Origin of the sequence: Peptoniphilus timonensis JC401 (genome assembly GCF_000312025.1) — a bacterium.
GTDB classification, from domain to species: Bacteria; Bacillota; Clostridia; order Tissierellales; family Peptoniphilaceae; genus Peptoniphilus_A; species Peptoniphilus_A timonensis.
Genome location: NZ_HE978595.1, coordinates 240,838 through 259,556, shown reverse-complemented (window position 1 = coordinate 259,556; position 18,719 = coordinate 240,838). Strand labels below are relative to the sequence as shown.

At 32.4% G+C, this 18,719-nt stretch carries 19 protein-coding genes and 1 other annotated feature; of the genes, 14 read left to right on the top strand and 5 right to left on the bottom strand.

Annotation, left to right across the window (positions count from 1 at the left end):
* Window positions 1-84: 84 nt before the first annotated feature.
* The 4 genes from HGPT_RS06485 to HGPT_RS06470 are packed head-to-tail and all read right to left on the bottom strand — an operon-like array spanning window position 85 to window position 4,217.
* Window positions 85-1,212, bottom strand: coding sequence for a hypothetical protein (locus HGPT_RS06485; RefSeq protein WP_019139034.1), 1,128 nt, complete (start codon window positions 1,210-1,212; stop codon window positions 85-87).
* Window positions 1,193-3,001: a HAMP domain-containing sensor histidine kinase gene (locus HGPT_RS06480; protein WP_019139033.1), complete on the bottom strand. Its 1,809-nt coding sequence runs from the start codon at window positions 2,999-3,001 to the stop codon at window positions 1,193-1,195. Before HGPT_RS06480 ends, HGPT_RS06485 begins: the two co-directional genes overlap by 20 nt.
* Entirely contained in the window at window positions 3,001-3,705 is a 705-nt protein-coding gene (locus tag HGPT_RS06475; protein ID WP_019139032.1) for a response regulator, read from the bottom strand. Before HGPT_RS06475 ends, HGPT_RS06480 begins: the two co-directional genes overlap by 1 nt.
* 29 nt (window positions 3,706-3,734) lie before the next feature.
* Window positions 3,735-4,217, bottom strand: coding sequence for an Lrp/AsnC family transcriptional regulator (locus HGPT_RS06470; protein WP_019139031.1), 483 nt, complete (start codon window positions 4,215-4,217; stop codon window positions 3,735-3,737).
* A 212-nt stretch (window positions 4,218-4,429) separates the two neighbouring features.
* Between HGPT_RS06470 and HGPT_RS06465 the strand changes: the two genes are divergently transcribed.
* The 9 genes from HGPT_RS06465 (at window position 4,430) to HGPT_RS10430 (ending at window position 12,309) form a co-directional block, all read left to right on the top strand.
* A complete protein-coding gene (locus HGPT_RS06465) occupies window positions 4,430-5,002 on the top strand; it encodes a GNAT family N-acetyltransferase (protein ID WP_019139030.1) in 573 nt (190 codons plus the stop codon).
* A 3-nt stretch (window positions 5,003-5,005) separates the two neighbouring features.
* Window positions 5,006-6,019 (top strand): DnaD domain protein, encoded by a 1,014-nt coding sequence (locus HGPT_RS06460; protein ID WP_019139029.1) that lies wholly within the window; start codon window positions 5,006-5,008, stop codon window positions 6,017-6,019.
* Window positions 5,994-6,950: an ATP-binding protein gene (locus HGPT_RS06455; protein WP_019139028.1), complete on the top strand. Its 957-nt coding sequence runs from the start codon at window positions 5,994-5,996 to the stop codon at window positions 6,948-6,950. Before HGPT_RS06460 ends, HGPT_RS06455 begins: the two co-directional genes overlap by 26 nt.
* A 26-nt stretch (window positions 6,951-6,976) precedes the next feature.
* Window positions 6,977-8,179 (top strand): pyridoxal phosphate-dependent aminotransferase, encoded by a 1,203-nt coding sequence (locus tag HGPT_RS06450; protein ID WP_040542786.1) that lies wholly within the window; start codon window positions 6,977-6,979, stop codon window positions 8,177-8,179.
* Complete coding sequence (locus HGPT_RS06445) at window positions 8,166-8,447, top strand: hypothetical protein (protein ID WP_019139026.1); 282 nt, start codon at window positions 8,166-8,168, stop codon at window positions 8,445-8,447. The genes HGPT_RS06450 and HGPT_RS06445 overlap by 14 nt, the downstream gene beginning before the upstream one ends.
* A gap of 124 nt (window positions 8,448-8,571) precedes the next feature.
* Window positions 8,572-10,173, top strand: a complete 1,602-nt coding sequence (locus HGPT_RS06440; protein WP_019139025.1) for a potassium/proton antiporter — start codon at window positions 8,572-8,574, stop codon at window positions 10,171-10,173.
* An 18-nt stretch (window positions 10,174-10,191) separates the two neighbouring features.
* Window positions 10,192-10,596, top strand: coding sequence for a hypothetical protein (locus tag HGPT_RS06435; RefSeq protein ID WP_019139024.1), 405 nt, complete (start codon window positions 10,192-10,194; stop codon window positions 10,594-10,596).
* A gap of 47 nt (window positions 10,597-10,643) precedes the next feature.
* Window positions 10,644-10,867 (top strand) — a binding site (T-box leader).
* 108 nt (window positions 10,868-10,975) lie between these two features.
* Window positions 10,976-11,875 (top strand): citrate lyase subunit alpha, encoded by a 900-nt coding sequence (locus HGPT_RS10080; protein WP_019139023.1) that lies wholly within the window; start codon window positions 10,976-10,978, stop codon window positions 11,873-11,875.
* The gene (locus HGPT_RS10430; RefSeq protein WP_019139022.1) at window positions 11,854-12,309 is read left to right on the top strand and encodes a citrate lyase subunit alpha; all 456 of its coding nucleotides are present in this window, start codon (window positions 11,854-11,856) and stop codon (window positions 12,307-12,309) included. Before HGPT_RS10080 ends, HGPT_RS10430 begins: the two co-directional genes overlap by 22 nt.
* Here HGPT_RS10430 and HGPT_RS06425 read toward each other — a convergent pair.
* Window positions 12,306-13,049 (bottom strand): GntR family transcriptional regulator, encoded by a 744-nt coding sequence (locus HGPT_RS06425; RefSeq protein ID WP_019139021.1) that lies wholly within the window; start codon window positions 13,047-13,049, stop codon window positions 12,306-12,308. The genes HGPT_RS10430 and HGPT_RS06425 overlap by 4 nt on opposite strands.
* 214 nt (window positions 13,050-13,263) lie before the next feature.
* Here HGPT_RS06425 and dpaL point away from each other — a divergent pair, with 214 nt between their 5' ends.
* From dpaL to hydA, 5 genes are read left to right on the top strand one after another with little or no spacing between them, the layout of a single operon-like run.
* On the top strand, window positions 13,264-14,472 hold the full coding sequence (gene dpaL, locus HGPT_RS06420) for a diaminopropionate ammonia-lyase (RefSeq protein ID WP_019139020.1): 1,209 nt from the start codon (window positions 13,264-13,266) through the stop codon (window positions 14,470-14,472).
* Complete coding sequence (locus HGPT_RS06415; protein ID WP_019139019.1) at window positions 14,469-15,641, top strand: YgeY family selenium metabolism-linked hydrolase; 1,173 nt, start codon at window positions 14,469-14,471, stop codon at window positions 15,639-15,641. Before dpaL ends, HGPT_RS06415 begins: the two co-directional genes overlap by 4 nt.
* A 12-nt stretch (window positions 15,642-15,653) precedes the next feature.
* A complete protein-coding gene (locus HGPT_RS09290; RefSeq protein WP_218914856.1) occupies window positions 15,654-16,475 on the top strand; it encodes an N-acyl-D-amino-acid deacylase family protein in 822 nt (273 codons plus the stop codon).
* Between the two features lie 41 nt (window positions 16,476-16,516).
* Window positions 16,517-17,239 carry an amidohydrolase family protein gene (locus tag HGPT_RS09285; protein WP_019139018.1) on the top strand — a complete coding sequence of 241 codons (723 nt, stop codon included), beginning with the start codon at window positions 16,517-16,519 and terminating at the stop codon, window positions 17,237-17,239.
* Window positions 17,240-17,296: 57 nt separating this feature from the next.
* Window positions 17,297-18,718 carry a dihydropyrimidinase gene (gene hydA, locus HGPT_RS06405; RefSeq protein ID WP_019139017.1) on the top strand — a complete coding sequence of 474 codons (1,422 nt, stop codon included), beginning with the start codon at window positions 17,297-17,299 and terminating at the stop codon, window positions 18,716-18,718.
* The last annotated feature ends 1 nt before the right edge of the window (window position 18,719 follow it).

Here is an 18,719-nt window from a genome sequence, read left to right as displayed (position 1 = left end):
AGTTGTCAATTGAAGATAAAATATCCATTACAGCTTTGTAATCAAAGACCTTCCTGTTCTTTTTTAAAATCTTGTGAATACCCTCTATATAAATTTTTCTTTTTTGTAAATTGGGTTGTTGTCCTTACGAATGTAGTATTCCCTATAATTTTTTACAAATTCAGAATAGACATCAATTTCTATAAAACTGTGGTCCTTTGATGGCAGAACTAGAGGTATTTGACCTTCCTTTAAGTTAAAGAAAAATCTATATCCCAAGTTGTCGTTGTAGTTACATGGTTCTATTTTTTCAAGATAAATACCAGAACTAATTCCAGTTTTTTGGGCAATAAATTCGATAGCACGATCAAGAGACTTGTTTAAATCTCTTGTTTTAACATCAAAACTAGATTCAAGGGAGTATTCTATTATCCCATCGCTTGAAAGAGATAGATATTCATTTTCGTAGACATAAGTATTTTTCCCGTCCACAGTCATTTCTCTAATAAAGTCAATGGGAATACCCAAAAATCTTTCGGCAAGATTTGATTTTTTATTTTCTTCAAGATTGTAGAGTCCAGAAACATAGGATACCTTTTGAAGAGAAAGATAATCTTCATCTGGAATATAAATATCCTTTTTTATACCATAGGCCTCATAAAAATTCACAGCTTTAATTCCCTTGGCTTTTACTTCTTTTAAAATTTCATCAATTTCAAAATCTACTTTTATATCCACAAGTTTGTAAAAATTTTTGCTTCCGCTAATATAAATTTCTCCAAGATCAGATATATAAATTGAATCGACACTTAAATTTATGTCGTTGCTATTTCTCTTGTCACCTATGAGATTTACAAAAACTGAACCTGATAAAGGAGAATTAAATTTAAAAACTAAGGATTTTTCCTTTTGAAGATTTAAATACTCTTCAGTATCAATTAATTTTAAATTTTCTGAAGTTGCCTTTTGAAGTTTTTCAGAAATATTTTCTCCAGTCATTTTCCAATAAGGTCTAAGATCAGTTGTCATGTAGTGCTGTCTATCTCCAAGGTTTGCAATTATCCTTTGAGGTGTCAAGATTTCTTGCAAAAACTCATCAACATCTCCAATTTGTATTTCATCTTCAGTTTTTCCATCAAAGGAAAGCCAAAGATTTTTTGATTGAAGTACAAGCAAGAGAATTAAGAAAAATATTAAAAAAGTAGAAAGTGACTTAGGATACTTCTTCTTCATAATTATCACCCTCACTGGCCTTAAAGAGTAGAGTAATTGTGGTTCCCTCTCCAAAAACAGATTCAATACTTAAATTTCCCCCAAAGGATTTTATCATTTCTGTTGCAATAGAAAGGCCAAGTCCTGTTCCACCCATTTCTCTACTTCTTCCTTTTTCAACTCTATAAAATCTTTCAGTTATTCTTGGTAAGTCTTCTTTTGGTATTCCAATTCCATTATCAGTTACCTTTATTTCTACAAAATCATCTTTATTTTTTGCGTCAATAGAAATTTTACCCTTGTCTTTGGTGTACTTGCAGGCATTGGAAATAATATTTGTAAGAATTTGATCTGCACCATTTCTGTCGGCATAGATATCTTTTACGTCCATGGCAATATTTAATTCAATCTTGTGATTTTTTTGATTTATAAGTAAGGATTGAGATTCAATTGCCTCGTCAATAAATTCATAAGTGTCAAAATTCGAGAAGTTTACCTTGTCCTTATTGTAGTCAATATTAGAAAGAGAAAGTAAATCTGTTACAATTCTAGACATTCTAGAATTTTCCCTATCAATTACCCTTAAAAATTTCTTTTCAGACTGTCTATCAAGTTCGCTATCAAGAAGAGTTTCTGTGTAAGATTTTATTGTAGTTATAGGAGTTTTTAATTCGTGACTTACATTTGCCACAAATTCTTTACGCATTATATCAAGCATGTGCTCCTTATTTACGTCTTGCAAAACAACTATTAGACCAGAATTTATGAGGGCATCTGACTTATAGGGAGCATACTTAATTTTATAAAAAGTATCAGAAATCTTAGTAAGTTCTTCTCCCTTTAGACTCTCGACCTTTTTGTAGTCAATATTGTATAAATTAATTGACTTTAAATTAATTTCTCTGTTGAAGTCTTTTTCTGAAATATTTAAAATCTTTTTAGCTATGGAATTTGCGTGGATTAGCTTGTTACTTCTATCAATAGCAATTACGCCTTCAGCCATATAGTTAAAGATGGTATCTAACTTTGATTTTTCAAGATCCATTTTTTCTATAGTTTCACGAAGTTCCTTAGTCAAGAAATTAAACATCATACCTAATTCACCAATTTCATCATTGCTTTTTATTTCAACACTTTGGTTAAAATTACCCTTGGCAAGGGCCTTAGCCTTTTTAGTCAAGGAACGAATAGGTCCTGTTATAGAATTGGCAATAAAATAACCGAGAATTGATGTTGTTATAAGTGAAATTAAAGTTGCATAAGTAATTATAATTTTTGAATCGTCAATTACAGAATAAATTGAATTTAAATTTCTTGTCATGTAAATTATTGCAAGTATATTTCCATCTCCAGATAAAATTGGTCTGGCAATGTGTTTTTCTACATTTCCTTCGTTTTTGTATTCCACAATTTTTTCTCGAGTTTTGCCAGATAGGGCATCCATAACAAGTTTTGGTTCAATAAATTTTAAAGAATAGGCATCTTCTTTTTCCTTTGTGGAAATATTTTTTGTGTTAGCAAGGATTTTTGGAGCCTTTTCAGGTGAAATTATATAGGCTGATTCTTCACTGGAAATACCCCAGTCTTTTAGAGTTTCATCAAGCTGGGGTAGTGTTTCATAATTATTATCTTTAAAAAAAGCAGATGTTGTTGTGGCAAGGGTATCCATAGTTTTTACCATAGATGTTGTTGCCGTTTCTAATTGCACATTTTCTAACCTATCAATTATAAAAGTAGAAGCGATAAACATAGAAATTAGTACAAGAACAACATAAATTAAAATAAATCTAGATTTAATAGAGTGATTCATTAGCCTTCACCATTATCTGATGCAAAGAAATATCCAACTCCTCTTTTAGTCTTGATGTATTTAAAGCCTTTTTTCTCATCTTCTATTTTTTCACGGAGTCTTCTAACAGTAACATCAACTGTCCTTATATCGCCATAATATTCATATTCCCAAACCTCTTCAAGAAGTTCTTCTCTTGAAAAAACTGTTCCAGGATATGATGCTAAGAATTTTAGAAGTTCAAATTCACGAAGTGTAAGTTCAACAACTTCGTCACCTCTTCTTACTTGGTATTTATTTAGATCAATTTCAAGATCCATAACCTTTAAGATAGATGAGTCATCTTCTTTTTTGTCTTGACCATCAAATCTTCTTAGGACTGCCTTTACTCTTGCGAGAAGCTCTCTCATAGAGAAGGGCTTGACAACATAATCGTCTGCACCAAGTTCGAGACCAAGCACCTTATCCACTTCGTCTTCTCTTGCTGTCAACATAATTACAGGTACATCAGAATTTTTTCTAATTTCCCTTAATGCCTCAAAACCATTTAACTTTGGCATCATTATATCTAGAAGGATCAAGTCGTAATTATTTTTTTCTGCAAGACTTATGGCATCTCTGCCGTTGTCAGCAGTTTCCATAATGTAGCCTTCCTTTTCAAAATTAAACTTTATAATATCAGAAATTGCAGATTCATCGTCTACTACGAGTATTTTCTCTTCCATAAAACCATCCTTTGTGTAAACTCTTTTGACTATTCCTCAATTCTTGTAAAGATTTCGTCATTTCCCTTTTCAGAATAAAGGATTAGAAGAGTTTTTGTATCAAGTATTCCATCGATTTGTAAAATCATATCATAAAATCTAGTTAAATCTGAAGTGTTTATAGTTTTTATTCTGAGCATAATACAGTGCTCACCTGTAACCCTATAACATTCAAATATTTTAAATTTATCATCTTTTATCTCCATAATTTTTGAGATAAGTCCTTTAAAGTCATTGGTATTGACCTTGGCTAAGACATAAGTGTCCACATTGTAGCCGATTTTTTGCCAGTCAACTAGGACTTTATAGCCCTTGATGTAACCAGCATCCTCCATCTTATATATTCTTCTATGAATAGCAGGTCTTGTAAGATTCAATTTTTTTGAAATATCTTCGTGGCTCATGCGACCATTTTTTCTCAAGAGTTCTAGTATCTCGATATCAATTTCATCTAAATTGTCATTTTTTCTCATAAAAATTCTCCCCTGTTACGAATTGTACAATTTTTTTATTAACCTTACTTTATTTTAACATAAATAGAAAAAAATTAAATATAATTAAACAATGTAAAAATAAAAATATTTCTTTTTGAATAAAAAGATATAAAGTCACTTTAATTTAAAAAAACTTATAGTTCTTTATAGACATGTCAAAATAGTATATAATGAATTCTAAGGAGGCTCTTATGGAAAATTATCCATGTCTTAGTTTTAGAAAGATGAACTTGAGAGATGTTTATACTTTTAAAAATTGGGGACGCCATAAATCACCTCTTTTTTTGGAGTATAATTTTATAGAAGAGTCAGAAGAAGATATAATAGAATGGTTTAAGTGGAAGACAAGAAGGCCTTTTTCAGAATATTTTGTAATAGAAATGGACAAAAAAATCATTGGCTATTTGTCTCTTAAAAATATAAATACTATCCTAAAAAAAGCAGAGCTTGGCGTGGTCCTTGACCCAGACTATATCAATAGGGGAATTGGAAAGAGGATACTTAGGCTCTTTTTGAATTACTTAAAGAAAAGAGGCTTTAAAAAGATAATTTTGTTTGCAGCTGATTACAACAAAAGGGCAATAAAAGTTTATAAAGAACTTGGCTTTAAAGAGAAAAATAAGTTTCTCATGAAGTTTCCCAATGGAAATTATAATGAGAAAAATCCTGATTTTTATGAAAATAAGTCTTCATTTAAAGTTATTTTAAATAGAACTTTTAATTATGCCATAAGGATGGACTTAGACCTTGAAAGAGATTGGTGAAATATGTTTTTACTTGAGAAAAATAAATACGACCTTGGAGAAACTTCCATTGAAAATATTTTTTTAAATGACTTTATGCCTGCTGCTAATGGAGAATTTGTAAAAGTTTATCTCTTGGGCTACAAGTTTGCTAAAGAAAATAGAAGTGATATTAGTGACGAAAATATTGCTGATTATTTAGGTATTCTTGAGTCTGATGTCAGAAGAGCTTGGGATTACTGGAAAAAGATGGGTATAGTTGAAATAGAAGATGGCAAGGTTAAGTTTGTAAATTTGAAGGAACTTTATATTAAAAATGTCTACAATTTAAAGGAAGAGGAAAAGAAAAAAGACAGAGGATATTCTGATATTGTGGCAAATCCAACTTATGCAAATTTACTTACGAGAGCTGAGTTTTTAATGAGAGAACCCATAGCTCCAATGAAAAAAATCGACATAATAAATTGGATAACAGCTTACAATATGCCAGCAGACTTAATAGAAGAGGCCTTTTTCTACACAACAGAAATCAAGGGAATTTATAATATTTCTTATGTGGAAAAAGTTGTGAGAAACTGGTCAAGAGATAATATAAGGACCATGAAAGATGTTGAAAAGTCATATATTGAACATGATGTAAAATATTATAGATATGAAAAAATCATGAGGTATATTGGAGTAGACAAGAAGTTTAGTCAAGTTGACTTTAACATTATAAATTCTTGGTTTGATGAATTTAATTTTTCCAAGGATTTAGTCCTTGAAGCTTGTAAGAGGACTTCCAAAATTTCTAAACCAAATGTAAATTATGTTGATGCCATCCTCATGAAATGGAAGGATTTGAATATTACTTCTGTGGAAGAAATTGAGGAGAAGGATCAAAAGAAAAAGAAGAGAAAGCCAACAGCTTTTCACAATTTCAAGCAAATCACAGACAATTATTCAGAAGATGACCTCTTTGATGTTGCTATGAGAAAACAAAGAGAGGGCTTTAAAAAGCTAGGTGTTGATTATGGAACTGACAGCCAAGATAAGTAATTATTATGAGAATTTGAGGAGAAAGAATACTGAAACCCATGAAAAAAGGTTGGAAGAAGTCTATAAAAAGATTCCTGAAATAAGGCAAATTGATGCTTTAATAAGAGATATTGCCCTAAGAGAATCGATTAATCAAATAAAAAACCCAAATTCAGATAAGTCACTTGAAGCTTCAGAAAAAATTTATAATTTAAAGATAAATAAGATGGACTATTTAGAGAAAAGCGGATATCCTAGAGACTATCTTGAAGAAATTTACACTTGTAAGGACTGTCATGACACAGGTATAAATCAAGATGATGAAAAATGCCACTGTTTAAAGAAATTAATTGTCTCAGAATTATATGACATGTCTTCAATTTCTTATATGCTTGATAGGGAAAATTTTGACAAGTTTGATTTAAATATTTTTTCAGAAAAAGTTTATGAAAAGTATCAAATGTCTCCTAGAGAGAATATGACAAATATCTTGGCAATTTCCAAAAAATATATTAGGGATTTTCATGAAAAAAATGATTTAAATCTTTTGCTTTGGGGTCCCACAGGTCAGGGCAAGACTTTTTTATTAAATTGTATTGCAGCTGAACTTATTAAAAGCGATGTAATAGTGATTTATCAGACAGCCTATGAAATTTTAAAGACAATAGAAGACAGAAAATTTAAAAACATAGAAGATGACAAGTACAATCTCTATTTTGAGGCAGATCTTTTAATAGTTGATGATCTTGGAATTGAATTTGTAAATTCTTTTACAACTTCAGAGATTTTTAATATCATAAATACAAGACTTTTGCGAGGCAAAAAAACTCTTATTTCCACAAATTTATCGCCAAAAGAATTGTCGGAAACTTATACTGACAGAGTTTTTTCACGAGTTTTTCAAAAATTCGTTCCAATTAAATTTTTTGGACCAGATTTAAGATGGCAATAGCTATAGACAGATTGAAGGGAGAAAAAATGAAATTATCAAATAGAATTCAAAAAGTAGAATATTCAGCAGTTAGGAAGCTTACACCATATGCAGATAAGGCAAAAGCTGAAGGCAAAAAGCTTTATGCTCTAAATATTGGAGCACCAGATATTGATGTGCCAGATGTTTATTATGACACTTTTAAAAATTTAGAAAAGGGACCACTTCCTTATGCTCACGCTCAAGGTCTAGTAGAACTCAGGGAAGCTACTGCAAATTATTATAAAAATAGAAATATAAAATTTGATGCTAAGGATATTTACATCACAAATGGTGCCAGCGAGGCTTTATTATTTACCTTCCAATCAATTTGTGATGCAGGGGACGAAGTTTTGACAACTGATCCTTTTTACACAAATTATATGACAGTCTTTGAACAATTAGAAGTTGAACTTCAAGCTTTTAAGACTGATCCTAAAAAGGGTTTTGCCCTTCCAGAAGTTGAAGAAATCGAAAAAAATATTACTGATAAAACTGTTGCTATTCTTCTTTCAAACCCAACTAATCCAACTGGAGCTCTTTATTCTGAAGAAGAAATCCTAAGAATTGTTGATGTAGCAAAAAGACATGAATTATTTATTGTTGCAGATGAAGTTTATAGGGAGTTTGTATACGATGGAAATACTTATAAATCCTTTGGAGAAGTAGAAGGAATAGAAGAAAATTTAATTTTAATTGATTCCATATCAAAGAGATTTGGTGCTTGTGGGGCAAGAATTGGATCAATTGCATCAAAGAATGAAGAATTTAAAGATGCAATAAATAAACTTTGCAACTGTAGACTTGCAGCGCCAACTCTTGAACAAATGGCTGCAGCAAAATTATATGGTATTGATAAATCCTACTTTGAAGAAGTAAATAAAGAATATCAAAAAAGACGTGATGTCATCTATGAAGAATTAATTAGCATTCCTGGCGTAACAGTGGAAAAACCAAAGGGAGCATTTTATGTAATGCCTAAACTTCCAGTTGATGATACAGAAAAGTTTGCAGTTTGGCTAATAGAAAACTTTGATATTGATGGAGAAAGTCTAATGTTTGCTCCAGCTGCAGGATTTTTCAAAAATAAGGAAGATGGAAAGCAAATGGTAAGACTTGCCTTTGTCCTAAATGTTGATGATCTTAGAAAGAGTATGAGAATTTTAAGAGAAGGTATAGAAGCCTATGTGAGGGAAAATGAAGAAAGATAAGATTTTAAAGATTTTAGAAAAAACAATAATTTTTCTGGTAACTCTTATAATGATATCTGTCCTTGCAAATCAATATATAAGGACAAGTGAGGGAGCAATAAATCAAAGTCTTAGGACTCTTCAAATTGTCCTAGCACTTGTTATAATTGTCTTAACTCTAATTATGGCAATTATCAGCAAGAATAAAAGACTTTTCTTTAGTCTAATTGCTTTTTATGCACTAACAGGAGTTTTATTTTATATTTTTAAATCCGCTAATAAGATTTAAAACATATAGAGATGATTTTACACTTTAATATAATAGATGTGGTATAATCACATTATAGCTAGGGACTGTCTTTTGGCAGTTCCTTTTTTAAAAATAGATTTTATAATTAGAAAGAGGAGAATTTATGAATCTATTACTTATAACAGTAATTCTTTTGCTGGCAATGATTGCTACAAAAATATCTAACAAGTCCGGTCTTCCTGCCCTACTTTTGTTCTTGGCTCTGGGTGTTATTTTTTCTGCCTTGGGATATGATTTTAATAATTTTAAAATTGCAGAAAATATTGCCACAATAGCACTTATGATAATAATTTTTTACGGTGGATTTGGAACTAACTGGAATATGGGTCGTGAAAGGGCAAAGGAATCCATAATTCTTGCAAGCCTTGGAGTTTTTGCAACAGCAATTATAACAGGACTATTTTGTCATTATATTTTGAAATTTGATTTTTTAGAATCCATGCTCCTTGGATCAGTTGTAGCATCAACTGATTACGCTTCTGTATCAAATATACTTGTATCAAAAAACTTAAACTTAAAATACAAGACGGCATCTCTACTTGAAATAGAAAGTGGATCCAATGACCCCACAGCTTATACAATGGCCTATGTAATTTTTTCAATTTTGTCAGGCTATAGTGTGTCAATACCCATTATTATTTTGCAGCAAGTTTTAATAGGCTTAGCTGGCGGATTTTTGCTGGGATATATTTTTATAAAAATTATAGAAAAATTATCCCTTGACGAAGATGGATTCTTCTCAGTATTTTTGGCAACTATGATGATAGGAACTTATGCAGTTACACAAATCTTTGGAGGAAATGGATTTTTAGCCCTTTATGTCTTGGGAATTTATATAGGAAACCACGAATTCAAGAAAAAAAGAGATGTAGTTTTCTTTTATGATGGCTTGTCGTCCATTTTTCAAATTGCCATGTTTTTCTTATTAGGACTTTTATCAGATATTCACATGATAATTAAGGCCCTGCCAATAGGTTTTATAATAGCGATTTTTATGCTCTTTATTGCAAGACCACTAGCAGTTTTTGGACTAATGGCGCCCTTTAAAATGAAGAAAAACCAGCTAGCTATAATTTCTTTTGCAGGACTAAGAGGGGCAGCTGCTATTGCCTTTGCGATTATGGTTATAAATAGCGGAATAAAATTATCCATAGATATTTTTCACATAGTTTTTGTAATTTGTATCTTTTCACTTTTAATCCAGGGAACAGCCCTTCCCTTTATTACAAAAAAAGTTGACATGTACGATCCAGATGACACAATTTTAAGGACCTTTAATTATTACTCAGATAAAACAGATATAGGCTTTATAAGAACTCGTGTTACGAAATTATCTCCTTGGGTAAATAAACAAATATCAGATATTGAACTTGCCTTTAATCTAATTATTGCAAAAATAGAAAGAGATAATACCAGTATTGTCCCAAGAGGTAACACATATTTAAGAGATGGAGACATTTTAGTTTTGGGAGGAGAAACTTATTTCGATTACACAGGAGAAGATTTACTTGAGATAAAAATTTCTGATAGTCATAAGTGGGCAGGAAAAAGGGTAAAAGATCTTCACATAGGAAAAGATGAACTTATAATTATGGTTCAAAGACCCAATGGAGATATAATTGTTCCAAGAGGAGAAACCCTATTAAATTTAGGAGATAGAGCAATTATATCTAGGGAAATAAATGAAATCAAGGACCCAGACTAATTTGAAACGGAGGAAATTATGTCAGAAGAAAAAGAATTAAGAGAAGCTAAAGAAGCCCTAATTGATCTTAAAAACGAAATAGACAAGACCATAAAGATGACGGAATCTGCATCTAGGTGGGGTATAGCAGACATCTTTGCTGACTCTGGAATAATTGGTCTTATAAAAAGAGGGAAAATAAAAGACATAAACAGAAGTCTAGAAATTATAAGGGAAAAATTAGAAAGGGCAAAAAAAGAATTATATGACATAAGAATTAATTTAGACGAAGAAATTCCAGACTCAACTTATGATTTTTTCGTGGATATAGTTTTTGATAATATCTTTACTGATCTTCGTGTAAATAGAGAAATTAAGGAAATTAGAGAAAATCTATTTGATTTAAGAGATAGAGTCGATGAACTTATAAAAAAATTAAATTAAAAATATCCTTGACACAAATAGTTGAGAGTGTTAGTATAATAAAAAATTTAAACCATTTGAAGAGAAGAGTAATCCAACTTGGAATTTTACAGAGAAACCCGTTTTGCTGAGAGGGTCAAAGGAAGATTTGGGTGAACATGGCCTCTGATGGGATTAGTCGATATTAGACTTTTCCGGGAGCTCCCGTTATAGAGATAGAGTATGTTGGTACTTGAGAGTGGCATTCATTTATGCAAAATAGGTGGTAACGCGGAAATTATTCGTCCTTATTGTTTTTTAAACAGTAAGGACTTTTTTTATACATTCTCAAAATGGATTAAAAAAAGGAGAAAATTACAAAATTTTAGTAGCAAGTAAGGTCGACCTAGTAGGATCTTTTTTGAGACCAAGAGATTTAAAAATTGCAAGAGAAAAGTTTTCTAAGGGGGAAATTTCAGAAGAAGAACTTAGGGAAGTTGAAGACAGAGAAAAAGAAAAGCTTGTGAAAAAGCAAAAGGAAGCTGGCCTAAAAATTATTTCTGATGGAGAGTTTAGAAGATTCTGGTGGCACTACGACTTCTTCTGGGGTCTTAAGGGCATAGAAAAGTACACTTTGGCTGAAGATGAACTAATCCACTTCCATGGAGAAACCCTAAGACCTGACGGAGTAAAAATTGATGTTGCTTTTGTAGGTGCGTCTTCTGAGGATGAATTTGGAAATGCAACTGGAGCTTATGGCAAAAATGTTTGCGGAACGCTAAGTTACCCAATGATAGATGTGCAATATGCAACAAAATCCATTGTTATTACAGACAATCTAGTTCCATACCCTTGTGAAAAATGGTCAGTTACACAAGATAATGTTGATTATGTTGTTGTAGATGAAATTGGCGACGCATCTAAAATAGGTGTGGGAGCAGCAAGAATAAGCAATAGACCATTAGACTTAGAGATATCAAGGCAAGTAATAGATGTTATAAAATACTCAGGATATTTTAAAGAAGGTTTCTCATTCCAAACAGGAGCAGGAGCTATTGCCATAGCTTGTACTGATTTTCTAAGAAAAGAGATGGAAAAAGAAGGGATTAAAGCTTCCTTTGCATTGGGCGGAGTGACAACCTATATATCTGAGATGCTAGAAGAAGGCCTAATTCAAAACGTTTTGGCTGTACAATCTTTTGATGCGAATTCTGCTAAGGTTCTATTTGAAAATCAAAGAATGATTGAAATAGATAGTGGGAAGTATGCAAATCCAAACTTAAAGGGTTGCTCTGAAACATGGTTAATGTTGGTATATTAGGTGCTTTAGAAGTGGATACTGATTTTAATGTTAATCTACTTGTTGGATCTAATGGAAAGATGCTAAGCGGAATTGGTGGAGGTCCTGATGTTGCAGCAGGGGTTGACCTCTCAATAATTGCAATACCAATTAATAGAAAAAGAACTCCTAGTGTTGTAGATAAAGTATTTACAAAATGTACTCCAGGAAAAGATATAGCTGTTGTAGTTACTGAAGCAGGAATAGCATTAAATCCGAAACATAAAAACTATGAATTTTTAAAGAATAACTTAGAAAAATCTTCTTTAGATTTAAAAACCATAGAAGAACTTAGAGATATTGCATACAAGATTACAGGTAAACCAAGTGGCATAGAGACAACTGATGAAATTGTAGCAAATGTAGAAGATAGATATGGTGATATTATAGATGTAATTAAAAAAATAAAATATTAAATAATGAAAAAGAAGTGCATCTTATTAAAAGGATGCGCTTCTATATATTTATAAAGAATTTTTTTAGTTATTGTTTTTTCCTTAACTAAGTTTATAGAGTTATACCAATTTTTCTTCAGATATTCTTTTGCTAAGTTAAGATTCTTGTCTTTCATGGCTTCTATTATTTTAATGTGCTCGCTATAAGTATTCTGTTTACCATCGTTATCTTTGAAAAAAGAAAGTTCAACACGTTGAATCTTCTTCTTTAAAGGATGAATTATAGGTGGAATTTCTGGATTTCCAGACAAGTATATAATTTTATCATGAAATTCATTATCGTGGTTCAATAGCTCCATCGTATCAGCGTTTTTGAATGCAGTATCTAGTTTAGAGTTTATTTTCTCTAAGTCTTTGATAAAATAATCGTCAACTTTCTCAAAAGCTTGTTCAAGGGCTAACATTTCTAAGCTAGCAACAACAGAATAAGTGTAAAGGGAAGACTCTAGGTCTATAGGTGCTACTATTGTCCATCTATTTGCTTTTGATAAAATTAGACCTTCATTTTCTAATCTCAGCAAAGCTTCTCTTACTGGGGTTCTGCTTGTACCCAAGTGTTGTGAGATCTCGTTTATATTTATTTTGGTTTCTGGCTCTAGATATCCAGTAATTATCCAATTAGATAATTTTTCATAAACCACATCTTTTATAAAAGTTCTATTAATTTTTGCATTCTTCATTTTTTCTAACTTAATATCCAAAATCAAAACCTCACATTTATTATTAATCTAAAGTATATCACAAAAAATAAAATGTATAGTTGACAAATCTCAAATATAAAGTATAATATGTAATATATCACACAGCAACCTTTAATAAAAGAAACCGTTATTCTATTAAAGATTGTTATTGTTATTATAAGATAAAAAGGTTAAAAAAATTATTACATATTTTACTAAACAAAGGAGAGATAGGATGTTAAAAATTTTTACGAGACTTAAAGATGACAGGAGAGAGAAATACGACACGAGCTTCTTAAATGAAGAGGTAGCAAGAGAGGTTCATGACTACCACATGGGCTTTCCTATGTATGAAGAAACTCCCTTTGTTGATTTGAAAAATCTTGCAGAAAAGGCTGGAGTAAAAAATATTTTAGTTAAGGACGAATCTTATAGGTTTGACTTAAATGCCTTTAAGGTTCTTGGCGGAAGTTTTGCAATTGGAAAGGTAATTGCTGAAAAGCTTGGGATGGATATAAAGGACCTAACTTTTGAAAAGCTAACATCACAAGAGGTAAAAGATAAATTAGGCGATGTAACTTTTATAACTGCAACTGATGGAAATCACGGTCGTGGAGTTGCATGGGCTGCAAATAAATTAAATCAAAAATCAATTGTATATATGCCAAGGGGCTCAGCCGAAGAAAGAGTTAAGAATATTGAAAAAGAAGGCGCTACAGTAAAAGTTTTAGACTTAAATTACGACGAATGTGTTAGACAAGCTAATCAACTTGCAGAAGAAAAAAACTATATCATGGTTCAAGATACAGCTTGGGATGGTTACGAAGATATTCCAAAATGGATCATGCAAGGTTACATGACTCTTGCTTGGGAAATGTACGAAAGTCTGCAAGAGAAGAATTTAAAACCAACGCATGTATTTTTACAAGCAGGTGTAGGGTCTTTTGCAGCAGCCACAACAGGATTTTTTGCAAATATCTATGGGGATGACAAGCCAATTATTACAATAGTTGAACCAGATACAGTGGCTTGTATTTATGAGTCTGCAAAAGCAAATGAAAGAGTTTTAGTTGGTGGAGACCATAAGACAATAATGGCTGGACTTGCTTGTGGGGAACCAAATACTTTTGGGCTAAAGGTACTTTTAGATAATTGTGAACATTTTATAAGCGCATCAGACGAATTTGCTGCTTTTGGCATGAGAGTTTTGGGAAACTCTTACAAAGATGACAAGAAAATCATCTCTGGAGAAAGTGGAGCAGCTCCTTTCGGTGCAATTTTAAAAATCTTAACTGACGATAGATATGAAGATGAAAGAAAGGAACTAAACATAAATGAAGATTCAAATTTAATATTTGTTTCAACAGAAGGCGACACAGATGCTAAAAACTATTTAAACATAGTTTGGGATGGAAAATACGAAAGTACAGGAGGTAGGAAATGAGCAAGTTAAATGCAGTAGACTTAACACAAAAGCTAATAAGACATGAAAGTTATTCAGGAAATGAAAAAGGCGTATCGGAAGAGTTAGCAAAATTCTTTAAAGAAAATGGCTTTGACGATGTCCATGTTGATAAATATGGAAACACAATTGGCCACATCAAGGGTTCTAGACCAGGACCAAAGATTGTATTTGATGGACATATGGATACAGTGCCTGTAACTGACGAAATTGAATGGAAATATCCTCCTTTTGAAGCAGAAATCCATGATGACAAAATCTATGGAAGAGGAACAAGTGACATGAAAGGTGCACTTGCATCAATGGCAGTTGCAGCTAGAAACTTTAATGAAAAAACTGCTGGAGACTTTGCTGGAGAAATTTATGTAGCAGGAATTGTTCACGAAGAATGTTTTGAAGGAGTTGCTGCTAGAGAAGTAAGTGCATATGCAAAGCCAGACTATGTAATAATTGGTGAAGCATCAAACTGCAATGTAAAAATAGGACAAAGGGGAAGGGCAGAAATCAAAATTGAAGTTTTAGGAAAGCCAGCTCACTCAGCAAATCCAGAAAAGGGGATCAACGCAGTTTACAAGATGTGCAAGGTAATAGAAGCAATAAGAGATCTAAAGCCAACTCACCACGATAGACTTGGATATGGAATATTAGAACTAGTTGACATTAAATCAAGTCCTTATCCAGGAGCATCAGTTGTGCCAGAAAAATGTATTGCAACTTATGACAGGAGACTCTTAGTTGATGAAACTAAAGAATCAGTCTTGGCTCCAATAAATGAACTTTTGGAAAAATTAATGAAAGAAGACAGTGAACTTAAAGCCAGGGCCTATTACTCAATAGGAGAGGAAAATTGCTTCACTGGAGAAATTATTGAGGGGGAAAGATTTTTCCCAGGCTGGATCTTTGACGAAGAGGAAGATTGGGTTGAAAAAGTTGTAGCAAAACTAAAAGATAAGGGACAAAATCCAGACATAACCCAATACAACTTCTGTACCAATGGCAGTCACTATGCAGGAGAAGCAAAGATAAAAACTCTAGGCATTGGACCATCAAGAGAAAACTTAGCTCACACAGTTAACGAATATATAGAAGTTTCAGAACTTGAAAAAGTTGTAGATTCTTACGAGGCAGTAATGGAAGCATTACTAGTATAAAGGAGATAGGTTATGTACGATATTTTGATAAAAAACGGAACAGTTGTAGATGGAACTGGCTCAAAACCTTACAAGAAAAACATAGCTATTAAAGATGAAAAAATGTATTTTGTTGATGGAAAAGTTGAGGCAGACAGAGTTATAGATGCAAAAGGGAGATTAGTTACTCCTGGATTTATTGACACTCACTCCCACTCCTCAATGTTAGTAATAGAAGATCCATATCTTGCACCAAAACTATTTCAAGGAATTACGACAGAACTTGTTGCTCAAGATGGTATGGGACCAGCACCAGTTAATGATGAGACAGTTAAACCTTGGAAAAAAGCAATGGCTGGACTAGAAGGTGAATATGATTATGAATGGGACTGGAGAAGCGTAGAAGAATACTTAAATAAAGTTGACAAACTAGATCTTGGACCAAATATCGCCTACCTTGCACCACATGGAAATGTGAGAATGGTTAGTATGGGACTTGAAAATAGAAAGCCAACAGCAGAGGAACAAGAGAGAATGAACGAAGAACTTCAAAAAGCTTTTGATGCTGGTGCTTTTGGGATGAGTACAGGAATGATTTACCCACCATGTGTATATGCAGATGTAGATGAGTTTATTGATCTAGGAAAAGTTATAAAGAAAAATGGCGGAGTTTTTGTAACTCACCAAAGATCAGAAGCAGATGCAATGCTTGAATCCATGGATGAAATTCTAAAGATTGCAAGAGAAGGTGGATGTAGAACTCACTTCTCACACTTTAAAATCTGTGGAAAGAACAACTGGGACTTAATTCCAGGAATCTTAAAAAACTCGATGACGCAAAAGAAGAAGGACTAACAATTTCCTTTGACCAATATCCATATGTCGCAGGATCAACAATGATGTCTGTAATCCTTCCACCATGGGTACACGATGGAGGAACTGATAAGTTAATAGAAAGACTTAAGGATCCAGAACTTCGTGAAAAAATGAAAAAGGACATCAAAAATGGAATTCCTGGATGGGATAACTTCATAGACTTTGCAGGACTTGAGGGAATATATATAACATTTGTTAAGAACGAAGAATCAGAAAAATACGTTGGTATGAATCTGGTCGAATTAGGAGAAGCAACAAATAAAGATCCTTATGATGCAATATTTGACTTAATTAGAGATGAAGAAAATATTGTTGGTCTTGTGGATTTCTATGGTAAAGAAGAACATATAAAGACATTTATGATGAGAGATGAACAAAATGTTTGTACAGATGGAATAATAGGTGCAAAACCACACCCAAGGCTTTATGGTGCTTTTGCAAGAGTTCTTGGAAAATATTGTAGAGATGAAAAAGTATTTCCAGTTGAAGTTGCTATCAGAAAAATGACTGGTAAAGCAGCAGACACAATAGGAATTACAGATAGAGGATACCTAAAAGATGGATATGCAGCAGACATATTAGTAATAGACTTTGACAACATTAAAGATAATGGCGACTATACAAACCCTAAACAATTGGCAACAGGTATTGGCTATTCTATAATAAACGGAAATATATTGATCGAAGAAGGAAAGGCTACTCCTAAAAAAGCAGGAAAAGTTTTAAGGTTTAAAGGTAGATAAATTGATTTTTGCTCAAGCTATTTGTTTAATAAGAAATTAAGAAAATGGAGGGTTTTTATGTACGATTTAATAATCAAAAATGGAAAGTTAGTTTATGATTCTTACACTATTGAAAATGATCTAGCTGTTAAAGATGGAAAAATTGTTCAAATTGGGAAGTTTTCTGATGAGCAAGCTAGTAGGGTAGTTGATGCAACTGGTAAATACGTTTTGCCAGGTGGAGTAGAGGCTCACATGCACTGTATGGCACCTTTCCAAGGAGCATTAGGAGCTAATACATTCTATGAACAAAGTATTAGTGCTTCGTTTGGTGGAGTAACAACTTTTATGGATTTTGCTAATATGTCAAGGGGTCAATCTCCATTTGAACAAGTTAAAGCAAGAAGAAAAGAAATGGAAGAGTCTGCAATTGACTATAGCGTGCATGGAAAATTTATTGAAGCAAATGAATCGACTTTAAAAGACATAGACAAACTAGTAGAATATGGGACACCAACATTTAAAATGTTTATGACTTACAAAAAAGAAGGCGTAATGGCTGAGGATGAAACTATTCTTAAGGTTTTCCAAAAATGTAAAGAAGTTAAAGGTTTACCGATGCTACACTGCGAAAGTAATCCAATAGCTGAAAACAATATAAGAGAATGTGAAGAAAAGAATGACTTATCATGGGTGAATTTTGCCAAATGTAAACCTGTTTTATGTGAAGCTGAAGCATTTTCTAGAGCAGTTTGGTTTGCTAAGTATGTGGATACGGGTATCATTGTTGTTCACACAACAAATAAAGAAGCTCTCGATGTAGCTAGAGAGGCTCATAGTAAAGGGTTCCCAGTTTATGTTGAAACAGGTCCTCACTACTTAACGTTATTTGATGATCTTTATGAAAGGGAGGACGGATATCTAGCTATATGTTCTCCACCACTAAGAACACCAAAGCAAGCTGACGAACTATGGGATGGTATAAAAGATAAAACTATTTCATTAATAGGTTCTGACGACTGTACATTTGATGTTGATGAAAAGTCAATGTTCTTAGAAAAAGACTCTGAAGGAAAGTTTATACAAGATTTCAGAAAAGTTGTTAATGGTTTGTCTGGATTAGAAGTTAGATTACCAATAATGCTTTCTGAAGGGGTCAATAAAGGAAGAATAAGTATCAATGATGTAGTTGCTTTAACTAGTACGAATATTGCGAAAGTTTATGGATGTTTCCCTCAAAAAGGTATTTTGGCAGTAGGATCAGATGCGGACATAGTAATAGTTGATATGGATAAAGAAGTCACATTAAGTAAAGATGTACTTCACAACAACATAAGCTATTGTTTACACGAAGGAATGGAAATTAAAGGGTATCCTGAAATGACGATTTCTCACGGAAATATAATAATTGAAGATGGAAAGTTTTACGGAGAAAAGTTTGCAGGCAAGTTTGTAGAAAGGTCAATTGATCAAAATATTATACAAAAATTTGATTTATAAC